This is a genomic window from Gluconobacter oxydans (assembly GCF_006539685.1).
GTDB lineage: Bacteria > Pseudomonadota > Alphaproteobacteria > Acetobacterales > Acetobacteraceae > Gluconobacter > Gluconobacter oxydans.
Window position 1 is genome coordinate 1 of sequence record NZ_BJNM01000011.1, and the last position, 14,394, is coordinate 14,394.

Annotated in this window: 13 protein-coding genes; 3 read left to right on the forward strand and 10 right to left on the reverse strand. The window is 62.9% G+C overall.

Annotated elements, in window-relative coordinates; all coding sequences use genetic code 11:
* The first annotated feature begins 447 nt into the window (after window positions 1–447).
* Genes GOX01_RS06330 through purF form a run of 3 tightly spaced genes read left to right on the forward strand, consistent with a single transcriptional unit; the run spans window position 448 to window position 2,678 of the window.
* The gene (locus tag GOX01_RS06330) at window positions 448–648 is read left to right on the forward strand and encodes a hypothetical protein (protein ID WP_226986557.1); all 201 of its coding nucleotides are present in this window, start codon (window positions 448–450) and stop codon (window positions 646–648) included.
* A 1-nt stretch (window position 649) separates the two neighbouring features.
* The gene (locus GOX01_RS06335) at window positions 650–1,213 is read left to right on the forward strand and encodes a CvpA family protein (RefSeq protein WP_024716953.1); all 564 of its coding nucleotides are present in this window, start codon (window positions 650–652) and stop codon (window positions 1,211–1,213) included.
* A gap of 25 nt (window positions 1,214–1,238) precedes the next feature.
* Window positions 1,239–2,678, forward strand: a complete 1,440-nt coding sequence (gene purF / locus GOX01_RS06340) for an amidophosphoribosyltransferase (RefSeq protein WP_034954035.1) — start codon at window positions 1,239–1,241, stop codon at window positions 2,676–2,678.
* An 82-nt stretch (window positions 2,679–2,760) separates the two neighbouring features.
* Here purF and GOX01_RS06345 read toward each other — a convergent pair whose 3' ends face one another.
* The 10 genes from GOX01_RS06345 to GOX01_RS06390 all read right to left on the reverse strand — a co-directional run bounded on the left by GOX01_RS06345 (window position 2,761) and on the right by GOX01_RS06390 (window position 14,394).
* Window positions 2,761–4,983 carry a histidine kinase dimerization/phosphoacceptor domain -containing protein gene (locus tag GOX01_RS06345; protein ID WP_228119233.1) on the reverse strand — a complete coding sequence of 741 codons (2,223 nt, stop codon included), beginning with the start codon at window positions 4,981–4,983 and terminating at the stop codon, window positions 2,761–2,763.
* 159 nt (window positions 4,984–5,142) lie between these two features.
* On the reverse strand, window positions 5,143–6,627 hold the full coding sequence (locus GOX01_RS06350) for a S10 family peptidase (RefSeq protein WP_011253165.1): 1,485 nt from the start codon (window positions 6,625–6,627) through the stop codon (window positions 5,143–5,145).
* Window positions 6,628–6,747: 120 nt separating this feature from the next.
* Entirely contained in the window at window positions 6,748–8,151 is a 1,404-nt protein-coding gene (locus GOX01_RS06355; RefSeq protein ID WP_011253166.1) for a class II fumarate hydratase, read from the reverse strand.
* A 125-nt stretch (window positions 8,152–8,276) separates the two neighbouring features.
* On the reverse strand, window positions 8,277–9,173 hold the full coding sequence (locus tag GOX01_RS06360; RefSeq protein WP_011253167.1) for a DMT family transporter: 897 nt from the start codon (window positions 9,171–9,173) through the stop codon (window positions 8,277–8,279).
* 55 nt (window positions 9,174–9,228) lie between these two features.
* On the reverse strand, window positions 9,229–10,227 hold the full coding sequence (locus tag GOX01_RS06365; RefSeq protein ID WP_024716934.1) for a hypothetical protein: 999 nt from the start codon (window positions 10,225–10,227) through the stop codon (window positions 9,229–9,231).
* Window positions 10,228–10,356: 129 nt separating this feature from the next.
* Window positions 10,357–10,638 (reverse strand): hypothetical protein, encoded by a 282-nt coding sequence (locus tag GOX01_RS06370; RefSeq protein WP_011253169.1) that lies wholly within the window; start codon window positions 10,636–10,638, stop codon window positions 10,357–10,359.
* The gene (ccmI, locus tag GOX01_RS06375) at window positions 10,635–11,375 is read right to left on the reverse strand and encodes a c-type cytochrome biogenesis protein CcmI (protein ID WP_011253170.1); all 741 of its coding nucleotides are present in this window, start codon (window positions 11,373–11,375) and stop codon (window positions 10,635–10,637) included. Before ccmI ends, GOX01_RS06370 begins: the two co-directional genes overlap by 4 nt.
* Window positions 11,376–11,380: 5 nt before the next feature.
* On the reverse strand, window positions 11,381–11,851 hold the full coding sequence (locus tag GOX01_RS06380) for a cytochrome c-type biogenesis protein (RefSeq protein WP_011253171.1): 471 nt from the start codon (window positions 11,849–11,851) through the stop codon (window positions 11,381–11,383).
* Window positions 11,848–12,402: a DsbE family thiol:disulfide interchange protein gene (locus GOX01_RS06385; RefSeq protein WP_011253172.1), complete on the reverse strand. Its 555-nt coding sequence runs from the start codon at window positions 12,400–12,402 to the stop codon at window positions 11,848–11,850. Before GOX01_RS06385 ends, GOX01_RS06380 begins: the two co-directional genes overlap by 4 nt.
* 12 nt (window positions 12,403–12,414) lie before the next feature.
* Window positions 12,415–14,394 carry a heme lyase CcmF/NrfE family subunit gene (locus GOX01_RS06390; protein ID WP_011253173.1) on the reverse strand — a complete coding sequence of 660 codons (1,980 nt, stop codon included), beginning with the start codon at window positions 14,392–14,394 and terminating at the stop codon, window positions 12,415–12,417.

Below are 14,394 nucleotides of genomic sequence, written 5' to 3' on the forward strand. Positions count from 1 at the left end.
CCCATCAAACCCCGGGACCAAACACCTAGAGTCCTGAGGAGGCCGGGAGCCGTTCCAAAGAAGAGGGGTGGGTTCCAGGGCCTGACTGTGACGCGTTGTCTCATGCGGAGAGTTAATTATTAGATAATTTAAGCGCAAAATCATTCAGGTTTTAAAAATGAAAACGTCAGTGACAAATCGTTAAAACATTATTTTTCAGTTACTTGCGCGAAGTGCCCCCGCCGTACTTCAGGAGGTGACGCTGGACTTGGATCTTTGTTTTTCAGAGAAAACAGAGCAGGATCGTGTCAGGAAAAAACGGCGGAACGGGTTGCCTGTCAGCAGGCTTCCGACCATCATGTCGTGATGGTGTCACAGGAAAAATCGGTTCCCTTCCGTAAGAATCGGAAAGTAACAAAGCTTTCTCAAAGAATGGGAATTGCGGGAGCTTCCTGTGTACTGGATGTCATGATCAATGACCGGTCTGCCCTGGTCCGGGACAGCGCGGCTTTCATTGTGCTTCTGGAAAGAATCTGGAAAGCGCGTGATGTCGATGCGAGCCTGGTCTGGTCGGAGATCGACGAGCGGATCCGTCTGGCGGACGAGTTGCGTGCGAGTGGGATCCGTCCCTACAAGGGGGGCCGTTTCCGCTCGACGAAGCTGCCGTGACATGCCGCCCCTGCCAGACCTGTCCCATATCAACCCTGACGATCTGACCCGTCTCGACATCGTTGCCCTGATCATCATGGCGCTGTCGGCGTTATGGGGGCTGACGCGGGGTTTTGCGACCGAACTGGCCGGGCTTCTGGCCTGGGTGGGGGCAATTGTCCTGACCTACCGGTTCCACGGGATGCTCGAGCCTTATCTGGAACCCTATCTGCATCAGGCGGCACTGGCCGGGAGTGCGAGTACGGCGATTCTTTTTGTTGTCGTGCTGCTGGTCTTCACCATGCTGGGCGCGCGGATCGGTTCGGCGGCGCGGGGCGTCCTGTCTGGCGGCGTGGACCGTATTCTGGGGGCCGTATTCGGTGTGGCGCGGGGTTATGTGGCCCTGATCGTGCTTTATCTTCTGGCGGGGTCTTTTTTCGGGTCCTGGATGACCTATGTGATGCAGGGAAGCCTCATCGGCCCTTACATTGCCGCTGGAGCCACCCATCTGACAGGTTATCTGCCTCATTTCCTGCAACCGCATCTTGCGTCTCCGTTCACAAGCGGCCATGAGGCGTCCTTGTGAAACCAGTCCGGAAAGGCCGCGCCGCATGACCCAGTCCGACAGTCTCAACCGCCCCTACGAAGAGTGTGGGGTTTTTGGCGTCTGGGGTGTGCCTGATGCGTCCGCCCTGACGGCTCTGGGGCTGCACGCCCTGCAGCATCGCGGCCAGGAAGCCGCCGGCATCGTCAGTTTCGATGGCGAACGGTTCCACCAGCACAAAGGTCTGGGACTGGTCGGCGATGTGTTCGGTGACAGCCGCGTCATGGCGACGCTGCCCGGCACGGTGGCCATCGGTCACAACCGCTATGCCACGACGGGCGGGACGCATGTCCGCAATGTGCAGCCACTTTATGCCGATTATGAATTCGGCGGTCTGGCCGTGGCGCATAACGGCAACCTGACCAATTCCGCGACCCTCAAGCAGGCGCTGGTCAAGCGCGGATGCATCTTCCATTCCTCGACGGATACGGAAGTCTTCATCCACCTGATCGCCATATCGCTCTATACGACCGTGCTCGATCGCTTCATCGATGCCGTCAAGCAGGTGAAGGGTGCGTACTCGCTCATTACGCTGACGCCGGATGACGGCCTGATCGGCATGCGCGATCCGCTCGGTGTGCGTCCGCTCGTCCTTGGCCGGATGCCGGGCTATGAGCAGGGCAATGGCGGCTGGGTGCTCGCGAGCGAGACCTGTGCTCTGGATATCATTGGTGCGGACTATGTCCGGGATATCGAACCCGGCGAGATCGTCGTCATCAATAATGACGGACTGCGCTCCCTGCGGCCTTTCGGCGATCAGGGCGGCCGGTTCTGCGTTTTTGAATACATTTACTTCGCGCGGCCTGATTCCGTGCTCGAAGGCCAGCCGGTCTATGAGGCGCGGCGTCAGATCGGCTGCGAACTGGCACGGGAGAGCGCGGTTGAGGCGGATGTCGTGGTGCCGGTGCCGGATTCCGGTGTGCCGTCTGCGATCGGCTATGCGGCGGAGAGTGGCATTCCGTTCGAGCTTGGCATTATCCGTAACCATTATGTGGGCCGGACCTTCATCGAGCCGACGGACCAGATCCGTAATCTCGGCGTGAAGATGAAGCACTCCGCCAACCGTCCGGTTCTGGCGGGCAAGCGCGTCATCCTGGTGGATGATTCGATCGTCCGGGGCACGACGTCGCGCAAGATCGTGGACATGGTGCGTGCGGCCGGTGCGACGGAAGTGCACATGCGCATCACGTCTCCGCCGACGAAGCATGCGTGTTTCTACGGGATCGACACGCCTGAAGAGAGCAAGCTGATGGCGGCGACGCATACGCTTGAGGAAATGGCACAGGCGATCGGTGCGGACAGTCTGGCCTTTGTCAGCTTCGACGGGCTTTACCGGGCGCTGGGTCATGCTAACCGGGCCGAGGGCGCGCGCCGTTACTGCGATGCCTGCTTCACCGGGGATTACCCGATCGAACTGGTGGACAAGGAAGGCAATCTGGTCGCGTAAGACCGGATTTTCTTGGAGAGCACAAAAAAGGCGCCGGACTAAAGGTCGGGCGCCTTTTTTCATGCCTGAATGCGGGGAAGGCTCAGGGATATGGGTAGGGGGGCTGGGACAGGGCGGCCTCGGTGCTGGCATCCGCTTCCGAAGGCAGGATGGAGTCCAGCGGCAGGGTCATGACAGCTTCCAGGCCCGGAGTGAGCGTGGTGTAGGTCAGTGTACCCGAAAGGCTGTTGACGACGGCATTCATCATGCGTGTGCCGAAGCCCGTTCCCTTGAGCTGGGGCGTACATTCGCCCTGATCCGAGACTGTCAGCACCAGACGGTCGCTGGTCTGGGCCAGACCGACATGCAGCGGGCCGGCCTTGCCGTCATAGGCGTATTTGCTGGCGTTGATGACCAGTTCGGTCAGGACCAGGCCGATATTGATGGCACGATCGGCCGAAATCATGATCGGGAAGAGGGAGAGGTGCAGCTGCTCCTGCCAGTCTCCGCCCAGTGACGAGCACAGCTCTTCCATCAGTTCTTCAAGATAGCGGCCGAGGTCCACGATCCCGAAATGCTCGTCGCGGTACAGGCGGCGGTGCACGAGGCCGATGGCGGCGATGCGGTGCTGCGCTTCGGTCAGGGCGGTCGTGGTTTCCTCGTTCGAGGCGCTGCGAGCCTGGAGCTTGAGGAAGGAGGCGACCATCTGAAGGGAATTCTGCACGCGGTGATTGACTTCCCGGATCAGGAAATCCTTCTGGCGGAGCAGGCTTTCGCGCTCTTCCAGCGTGGCGGCAAGGGTCGCGTTGAGTTCCCGGAGCTGCTGGGTCTGGTAGTCCGCGATCAGGACGCGGCGCAGGCGGCGGGCGGCCTGTTTCTGTTCGCTGGTCCAGCGTGTGCTGTGACCGCGGATCGTCTGTTCCCAGGTCCTGAAGGACGCGCGGGGACGCAGGACATCACTGCCTTCTGTCGTGTCCTTGTGCGGATTTCCGGCCCATTCGATGGTCTGGATGATCTCGACGCGGCTCCAGATCAGGCAGGTCGGCGTCCGGAACGGGAGTGTGATGGCCAGAAGACCGGCCGAGCGTTCGGGCCACTCTGCTGCGGGCGGATAGTCTTTGCCCAGCATGGTGCTGACGAAAATGCCGCCGTTCGTGCCCAGTCTCAGCCAGTCATGCAGCCGGTGCAGGTTCTCCGCATCGGGCAGGACGCCGGTCCCGGTAATGGTCTGGTCACTGATGACGGCAAAGCCGTTGCACGGGAACAGGGACTGCAGTTCGCCCATGAAGCTGCGCAGATTGCTTTCGATGGGATGACGCACGTCGAAATGGGACGTGACGAATTCCATCGCATTGCGCAGGCGCAGACGCTCCTGATAGGTGACCAGCTCTTCCTTGTTCCGCAACTGCCGCGACATGACACCTGCCAGCGTCCGGCAGGCGGCGCGGATGTCTTCTGACAGGCAGCGCGGCGTGGCATTGTGGCAGGCGATCAGCCCCCACAGCACACCATCCACGACCAGTGAGACGGAGGCCGAGGCCCGCGTGCCCATATTGGCCATGTACTGGAGATGGATCGGCGAGACGCTCCGGAGCTGGACATCGCTGAGATCAAGCCCTGCAAGCCCGGCTTCCGGGGGGCGTATGGGGGCGGCCTCGTAGGTGATGTCAGGGATGACGCGGATGCGGTTGCGCAGATACAGCGCCCGGGCCTGCGTGGGGATGTCGCTGGCCGGAAAATGGTGGTTCATCAGGGAGGGGAAGGCGTCGTTGCGGCTTTCGCCGACGACGCGGCCGGTTCCGTCCTCCATGAAGCGATAGACCAGAACGCGGTCGAAACCCGTAAGCCGACGGAAAATCGCAGCGCCCTGGCGGCAGACGGAGGTTGTATCCGGGCAGCGCTCGAAACGGTCTGCCGTGCTGTCGATTTCGCCGAAAATGTCCCAGGTCAGCAGGTTGTGCGCTTCGACCGGTTCAAGCTCGATGAGGAGATGCGTGCCTTGGGCGTGGCGCAGGATGCTGAAGGTTTCGTCTTTCAGCCCTGCAACACGCAGATCGGACAGGGAAGGCCGCTTTTCATCGTGAAGGCGGCTTTCCGGGATTTTCAGGATATCCGCGAGGGGGCGTCCGAGCCAGTCGGGAGCGAGACGCCCTTCGATGTCGCCTGCGCCACCGATGATTTTCAGGCTCGTGCTGTCGACGACGAGCAGGAGTCCATAGGGCTGGATGGCGTCCGGTCGATGGATCGGCTCGCGATCACACGAGGTCATGACGGCATGTTCCAGCGAACAGCCCGGTTCGGGGGCGAGGGAGCGCTGGACTGTCAAATGGAGATCCACCTGAAAGAGGAAGAGACCGCCCGAAGTCCCTGAAAGACAGCGGACATGGAAGGTCCAGAAATCATTCCGTCCATTATCTGTTCCTCCATCAGGACTGTCAATTTATGACATCCTGTTTCAGCGATGGCTGTTTCAGCGATGGCTGTTTCAGGGCTGGCGACCGTCGGCCTGGATCCAGGAGGCGACGTCTGCCGAGAGGGCATGACGGCTGGCCGGACGCGTGTAGAGCATGTGGCCGCCCTGATAGAGGTGCAGCGAAACACGATCCGCGCCCACCGTCAGATGATCCTTCATCCAGTGTGCCGTTCCGAACGGGCAGGCCACGTCGTAATAGCCATTGGCCACAAAGACGCGCAGGCCGGGATCGAGCGCCAGCAGGCGGTTCAGGACCGGGATCTGATGGATTGGCGAGGGACCGCCCGAACTCCACTTCCAGCTTCCGTTCACCTTAAGGGAGAGCAGGTCGTAGGTCAGCGGGGTCTTGAAGCCGAGTTCATTGGCCGCGTAGCCGGAGAAAGCGTTGCCATAGGCACGGCCGAAGCCAAACAGCGTCGGATCGGGGCTTTCGTCCAGACCATCGGCCGCAGGGTCGGCGATGGACTGGGTGAAGTCGTACAGTCCATACAGGCGACCATCACGGGACATGATGTCATGCGAGCCGATGGCCGGGATACCGTGCTGGCGGGCGATCACGTCCTGCGGCAGGCCGGTCCTCTGGGCGATTTCGGCGTAAAGCGCCTGACCTTCGCTTCCCGAGGGGAGCTTGCCGGCGATTTTCGGCAGATAGGTGTTCAGGGACCACTGATAGGCGTCTTCAGCGGTCTTTTCCGTCACGTTCGGGCTCTGATGCGATGTGATCAGGCTCGGCATCATGAGGGCGGCGGAAAGCGGGTTCTCGTCCGTGTCGAGCAGGGGCATTTCGATGGCCGGGGAGATCATGACGATGCCGTTGAGCAGGATGCCCTGTTCCATCTGCAGCGCATTTGCGACCTGGATGGAGCGGATACCGCCATAGCTTTCGCCCACGAGATAATGCGGGGAGGCTTCACGACCATTTGCCGACGTCCACAGGCCGATGGCCTTGGCGAAGGCGCTGGCGTCCTGCTTGACGCCGTAGAACTGGTCCCCGGCCTTGGCCGTGTCGGCGGGACGGGAATAGCCCGTGCCCACGGCGTCGATGAAGACCATGTCCGTGACGGGGAGCCAGCTGTCGGGGTTGTCACCCATCGTGGCGTGCGTGCCGTCCGTCGGGTCCTTGGCGGGCATGGTCAGGGCTTTGGGGCCGGCCGCGCCGAGGTTCAGATAGGCCGTGGCCGCCCCCGGGCCGCCATTGAAGAAATACGAGACCGGGCGGGTGCCGGCCGGGACGCCGTCCTTGGTGTAGGACACGTAGAACATGCGGGCAGTCGGTTTGCCGTCATGGTCGCGCAGGATGAGCGTGCCGGCATGGGCGGTATAGGCGATGCCGTTCAGATGATGCTGGGTGACGGAATCCGCCGGGAGCAGGGCTGCCTCGCCGGTGAAGGCGTCGGTGGCCTTGATGGCGTCGGTTTTGGGAGCCTCGGCCGCCGCGGCCGTACAGACGGGGGACAGGAGCGTTAAAGCCAGCAGGGCTGCGCGGCGGGTCATCATCTGACGGGCATCTCCGATAAAAGAAACAGGAATATTCCGCCGTATCAGTCCTGAGGCGGAACGGCTACCGCTGCCGCATGAAGTTTTCGTCATACGGCAGGGTGAGGGGCCCGGAACCGGTCAGGCTTTGGGCGGCGTGATGTTGGAGCGCAGCATCAGGCGCGGGTCGGCGAAGCGGTCATACTCTTCTGATGTCATGAAGCCGAGTTCCAGCGCGGCTTCACGCGGGCTCAGCCCCTTTTCCATGGCGTGATGCGCGACTTTCGAGGCGCGGTCATAGCCGATGGCGGGGGACAGGGCCGTGACGAGGACGAGCGAGCGTTCCAGATCCTGCTTCAGCTTGTCGGTATTGGCCTTCGTGCCTTCGACAAGGAAGCGGCGGAAGTTTTCCGACCCGTCATGCAGAAGGGTGATACCCTGCATGATGTTGTGGATCATGAGCGGCTTGTAGACATTCATGTCCAGCATGCCCGCTGCACCGCCAAGGCCAACCGCAACGTCATTGCTCATGACCTGAAGGGCAAGCATGGCGAGCGCCTCGGCCTGGGTCGGGTTGATCTTGCCCGGCATGATGGAGGAGCCGGGCTCGTTCTCCGGCAGGTGCAGTTCGCCCAGACCGGCGCGCGGGCCGCAGGCGAGCAGGCGGATGTCGTTGGCGATCTTGAACAGGCTGCCCGCCGTCGTCCGCAGTGCGCCGGACAGATGCACCAGTGCGTCATGGGCGCCCTGTAGCGCGAACTTGTTCTCGCCTGCTGTAAAGCCGAGGCCGGTCAGGCGGGCGATTTCAGCGCAGGCGCGGCGGTCGAAGCCTTCATCCGTGCTGACGCCGGTGCCGAGTGCCGTACCACCAAGGGCGAGGGGGAAGAGGCCGTCCCGGGCCTGCTCCAGACGGGCGATATTGTCCGTCAGCATCCCGGCATAACCGTGCCATTCCTGACCCAGCGTGATGGGAACGGCATCTTGAAGATGCGTGCGGCCGACCTTGACCAGATCGCGCCATTCCTCGGCCTTGGCGGCCATGGCGTCACGCAGGCGGGTCAGGGCGGGGATGAGGCGGCGATGCGTGCCGAGAACGGCCGCAATGTGCATGGCGGTCGGGAAGTTGCAGTTGGTGGACTGCGACATGTTGACGTGATCGTTCGGATGCAGCGGTGTCTTGCTGCCGAGCGGATTGCCAGTGATCTGGCAGCCGCGGTTGGCGATAACTTCATTGACGTTCATGTTGAACTGCGTGCCCGAGCCTGTCATCCAGACATGAAGCGGGAACATCCGGTCATGCTCGCCCTTCGTGATCTCATCGCAGACGGTATGGATCAGATCCGCACGGTCCTGCGACAGACGGCCACTTGCGGCATTGGCCGTGGCACAGGCACGCTTCATGATCGCATAGGCTTCGATCATTTCACGCGGCATCAGTTCGCGGCCGATGCTGAAATATTTCAGGGAGCGCTGGGTCTGCGCGCCCCACAGCACATCATCAGCGACTTCGATCGGGCCCATGCCATCGGTTTCGGTACGGCTCATTGTCTGTTTTCGGCTTTCCTGCGGGTGATCCGGCTCATTCCAGGCGGGAAATTATCGCACAATCGCCGCAGGACAAAGGAAGACAGCCATAGAAAATCAGGATGCCGCCACAGGCCGCCGGGGGCTCAGGATTCTACGGTCTGGGCAACGGGGTGACGACCATAGGTGTTGGTCAGGATCACGCCGGCCATTACGACCGCGCCGCCGATCAGGGTGCGCAGGGAGGGGACCTCGTTAGTGAGAAGATAGGCCAGGACCATCGTAACAGGGGGCAGAAGGTAAAGCAGCGCGGCGCCCCGGGACGCGCCGAGATGGCCGATGACGAAACCCCAGGCTGCATAGCCGAATGCCGCCGGGAAAATGCCGAGTTCCAGCACTGCGGCCTGTCCCTGCCATGAGGCATGGGAGAAGCTCGTGAGGCCCTGAGGCAGCCATGGGGTCAGGAAAATCGCGCCGGAAATCAGGACATAGGCAATGGTAGGGAGTGCGCCGTAACGTCGGATCAGGCCCTTCTGAAGGATCGTGTAGAACGCTGCGCAGACGGCCGCACCGAAGACCAGTGTCGCGCCCGAGCCGAAGGAAAGGCCACCGCTCTGCCCTTTTGCGATCAGGGCGACGCCGCTGAAACTCAGGATCGATCCGGCCCAGCCCCAGCGGGACATGCGTTCGCCGAGGAACACCATGGCCAGAAGGCCCGCCATCAGGGGGGCTGCGCTGATGAGAAGGCTGGCCGCACCGGAGGAGACGGTCATTTCGCCGCAGTTGAACAGGATGTTGTAGACCGTAATCCCGATGATCCCGCAGGCCAGGATCTGCGGAATATCCGTCAGTTCCGGACGGCGGGGACGCTTCCACAGCAGCCACAGGGCCGCCATGACGGCCGCCACGGCATAGCGCAACGCGGCCAGAGGCACGGGGGCAAGGTCATGCAGCGCAATCCGGACGACGGGATAGGCGCTCGCCCAGGACAGAATGGCCACGGCGACGAAGAATGGCAGAAAACGCCCGGAAGGATGTGTCATGATCGCCCATTATCAGGAATATTTCCCGAGCGGGAGACGGACTTTATGCGGGGGCTCAGAATGTATGTTCGAAGGCCAGCGTCCCGATGACCTGACGGGTTGTATCGCGGCCTGAAAGGGTCAGTCCGACGCCGCCGAGAATGGAGGTGCTGGCGTTCCAGTTGTATTCAATGGCCGGCGCAGCCAACCCTTCGTCTTCCGCGGGTGTATTGAATGACAGGTTCTGGGCGGCTGGCGCGGTCTGGAGGATCTGGCGTCCCTGCACATGGGAGCCGCTGGACCAGTCCCGGATCATGTCTAGGGCGAAGACGAGGTGGCGGGTCAGGGAAAATTCGACGGATCCGCCGAAATTGCCGAACGCCTCGGCATGGGCGCGGCCGGAAAATCCTGTGCTGGTTCCGTAAACGCTCTGTCCGTTCAGGGACGCCGATGTGACGGGCTGGATTCCGGTGGCCCAGAGGCGGACGCGGAAGGGACGCATGTGGCCGAATTTGAATCCTGTCTGGTCGGTCAGGCCGTAGCGGAAGGAATAGACGCCCGAGCCGCTGCCATCCTGCGGCCGCGACAGCCGGTCATAGCTTCCCGTTGGAAAGTTCATGCCGAGATCGACGGTCAGGGTGGAATGCTGCCAGCTTCCGGGCCAGAGCCTGCTCTGACGATCCAGCGCCACGCCTTGCAGGACAAATGACAGATCCGTGAATTTCAGACCTGAGGGCGTGGCGGACCGCTGCCAAGAATACTGCACCTGTGGCGTGATGTAGACCGAGATGCGGTTCGTGATGCCGTATTTCAGGATGATGAGTGAACTGACGGAGCGCTGGACGCCGGGCAGGGGGTGATAGTCTCCCTGTGAGCCAAACTGCCCGATGGGTGAGCCAACATAGAGATAGGGCTCGACATAAAATGCGCCGGCTTTTGGCAGCGGCGTGGGCGGCGAGAACAGGGAGCCTGAATAGGCCTGTTCATCTCCGGGGACAGCATGGGCCCGGGACGTGGGCAACAGTACGGCCGCGGTTAGGGACAGGCACAGGACGATCTCCAGCGGAAAGCGCACGGCTTCACAGACTTCCAGACAGTGACGGATGAAAGGGAAACGATCGTTTTCCCTTTCGGGTTCACAAACCTGATCGTCTGTTTCTGTCTGGAAGGCCGGATCAGGCCCCTGTCCGGGCCTGACGGGATATTATTTCAGCCAGCGATCGCCGCTGAAACGGTTGTGGGAGAAGAGAAAACCGGCCACCAGCCCGATGGCAGCGAACATGATCGTCCACAGCGAGATCGGCAGCAGCAGGGTCGAGAGCGCCGCGAGCAGGACCATTCCGGCGAAGGCGCAGACGGCGGATTCGACGACGCGCGGACCGTAATGGCGCTCAGCCCCGCAGCTGGGGCATTTTTCCGAGGTCGGGCGCATGGGCTGGCGGCAGACGGGGCACAGCGCGATGGCGTTGGCTTCGGGTTTTCTCACTGACCGTTATTCTCCTGATGTTCGCCGACCGCGATACGTGCTTCCACGGCCATACGCCAGGGCGCATCGGCCGGTGCCGCTGCCAGGGCGCGGCGATAGAGGTCAAGGCTCTCACCAGAGATATGGCTGCCGTTGCGACTTTCAAGTTCGGCGAGGCGGATGGCGAGCTCGGGCTCGAAATGCGCGTCAAGCGCGGCTTTCCAGTCCCGGATCGCCTCATCCGTCATGCCGGATCTTGCTTCGATCTGCCCCAGAAGGAAATGCCCGGTCGCATAGGTCGGTGAACCGGGGGGGATGGTGGAGACCTGGGTCTGGAGCTTGTGGATCATCTGCAGGCCCTTCGCGTCCGGGCGTGTCTGCCGTCCACTCAGGGGCTGGGGCGGCAGGGAAGGATGACCGTTGACGATATAGAGCGCGAAGGCCAGCACCGGAATGCCGATCCCGACGGCCGCGACCGGCAGGGCGCGGCTGCGTTTTGCAGGTTCGGCGTTCAGATCCTCGACGGCAGCTTCGCCATCGGTGGCCAGCAGGCGGCGCTGAACTTCCAGACGGGCGGCCTGATATTCCTCGTCATTGATGAGGGCGAGGGCGTGGTCACGCTCCAGATCGCCAAGCTGTCCGCGATAGAGGGCGAGAGCGGAGTCACGCGCGTTGACGCGCCGGCGCAGGGTGCGCAGCCCCAGAAATGCGGGACACAGGGCCACCGCCGCGATTATCAGGATTCCCAACCAGAACAAAAAGTCTACTCCCGGCCCGAAAGGGCATCCAGACGCGCGCGCTCGTCATCCGTGAGCGGCGCAGGCGTGACGACGGTGCGGCGTTTGGTCGCACGCCATGCAATGACAAGTCCGGCCACCAGCGCGAGCGCCGGCATCAGCCAGAGCAGGGCGGTGGACCATGAAAACTGTGGGGCCAGACGGATGAATTCGCCGTAGCGTTCGGTCATCCAGTCCATGATCTGCTGATCGGATTTTCCGGCCGAGACCTGCTCGCGCACAACCTTGCGCAGATCGCGGGCGAGGGGGGCGCTGCTGTCTTCGATGCTCTCGTTCTGACAGACGAGACAGCGCAGATGCGCGCCGATGGCTTCGGCCCGCTTTTCCTGCGCCGGGTTCGGCAGCATCTCGGCAGGGTCATCCACGGCGAGGGCCACGCCACCGCCGATCAGGCCAGCCGCGAGCAGCAGGGCCGGGAAGCGTCTGGAGGCCTTCATAGTCCGGCCAGCCTCGGACGGATTTCCGCCTCATAGATCTGGGGATCGAGGGCGGCACTGCCATGCCAGATGATCCGGCCGCCGGGGGCCACCAGAAAGCTCTCGGGCACGCCGGTCACGCCCCAGTCGATGGCGACCCGGCCATGACGGTCCGACGCAACGCGGGCATAAGGCGAGCCGTCACGCTGGACGAAGCCGGCAGCGTTCTCGGGCTTGTCCTCATAGGCGATGCCCCAGATCGGCATGTTGCGCGAAATGGCGCGCAGGCCGGGCATTTCCGCGACGCAGGGGATGCACCATGACGCGAAGAAATTGACCAGAACCGGGCGGTGCTGGGCCCTGAGTTCCGCATCGGTGAAGCCGTCGCCAAGACCGGGGAGGCCGGGCATGGCGAAGCTCGGGATGGGCTTGCCGACATTGGGGTTCTTGATGGCGCGCGGGTCGAAGGCACCGCTGCGCATGTCGCTCAGCATCCGCCAGAAGCCGACGCCGAGGACGCCTGCGCCGATGATGGGGACGGCCGTGAGGATGCCGCGTCGTGTTGCGTTCATGTCCCTCTCTCCTCAGGCACGCGCCATGTTGCGGGCGGCGGCGCGCTTGGGGGCGCCAATTCGCATCCGGCGGTCAGACAGCGAGAACGCGCCGCCGATGGCCATGACCAGTCCGCCCAGCCACATCCAGGGTGCGAGCGGATTGCGGTGCAGGCGCAGGACATAGGTCGTGTCCTTGCCCGTGCCGTGCCGGTCACCGACCACGCCGTACAGATCGGTGATGAAATTGGTGTGGATGGCGACTTCGGTCGTGGTCTGGCTCTGCGTCGTGAAGTCGCGCTTTTCGGGGTGCAGGATGGTGACCAGCTTGCCGTTGTGGCGGATGGCGATGTCAGCCTGCATGGCCTTGTAGTTCGGGCCGATATAGTCGTGCACGTCGAGCAGGGTCCAGTCGTCGCCGGCCAGCGAGCGGGTCTCGCCAATATGGACTTCGACGATGGCGTGCTGCGCCTGCGACATGCCACACAGACCAAGCACGGTGATGCCTGCGCCGATATGGGCGAGAGCCGCGCCCCAGCTTGAACGCGGCAGGTGCTTCATGCGCTCCCACACGCCCTGTGCGGAGGTGTGGCCAATGCCGATCCGGCGCAGGACGTCGGAAGCGGAAGCCGCGATGACCCAGATGGCCAGCGCGCCGCAGGCGATGGGCAGGACACCGGAGAGCTTCCAGAAGCACAGGACCAGCCCGATCGCGGCGATGCCGGCGGCGGCATAGAGATGCGAGAAGGTCCGGGCGAGCTGTGCGCGTTTCCACGGCAGGGCGGTGCCAACACCCATGGCCAGCAGGAGCGGCAGGGTCAGCGGGATCGTGGCGGCGTCAAAGAACGGCTTGCCGACGGAAATGGTACGGCCGGCCAGAAGCTGCATGAAGGGCGGATACATCGTGCCCGTCACGACCACGGCGCAGATCGAGCACAGCAGGATGTTGTTCAGGACCAACGAGCCTTCACGGGAGATCGGCGAAAACAGGCCGGTCGAGGTGAGGGACGGGGCGCGCCAAGCAAATAGGGCAAGCGAACCGCCGATGACGATGGCGAGCAGGGCCAGGATGAACACGCCGCGTGCGGGATCGTTGGCGAAGGCGTGGACCGAGTTCAGGATGCCCGAGCGGACGAGGAAGGTGCCGGACAGTGAGAACGAGAAGGTCGCGATAGCCAGCAGGACCGTCCAGATTTTCAGGCCTTCGCGCTTTTCCACGACGATGGCGGAATGCACGAGGGCCGTGCCCGTCAGCCAGGGAATGAGGGAGGCGTTTTCCACCGGATCCCAGAACCAGTACCCGCCCCAGCCCAGCACATAATAGGACCACCAGGAGCCCAGCGCGATGCCGCAGGTCAGGAAGCACCAGGCCGCCACGGCCCAGGGACGGACCCAGCGGCCCCATGCGGCATCGACGCGGCCTTCGATCAGAGCCGCGACGGCGAAGGCGAAGGGGACGGCGAAACCGACATAGCCGGTGTAGAGAATGGGGGGGTGGAAGGCGAGACCCGGATCCTGCAGGAGCGGGTTCATGCCCTGACCGTCCATCGGTGCCGGGAAGACGCGGTCGAACGGATCGGAGGTCAGGAGGCAGAACATCTGGAACCCGGCGGAGACACCGCCGAGAATGGCCAGAACGCGTCCGCGCAGGATGTCTGGCAGGTTACGGCCGAACAGCGAGACCGCACCGCCGCAGACGGCAAGGATCAGCGTCCAGAGCAGGACCGAGCCTTCGTGGTTTCCCCAGACGCCCGTGATTTTATACAGGAGCGGCTTGGAGACGGCAGAGTTTGCTGCAACGTTCTGGACCGAGAAATCGTCGCTGACGGCGCACATCACGAGGCACAGGAACGAATAGCCCAGCGCGATAAGCTGCGAGACCGCGAGATAGGGCGCGAGCCCCACGAGGCGGGCATCGCGGCGGTTTGCGCCCCAGAGCGGGACGGCGAACTGCACGAGGGCGAGCACGCAGGCGAGGGCCAGGGCGAAATGGCCCTGTTCAGGTCCGAACAT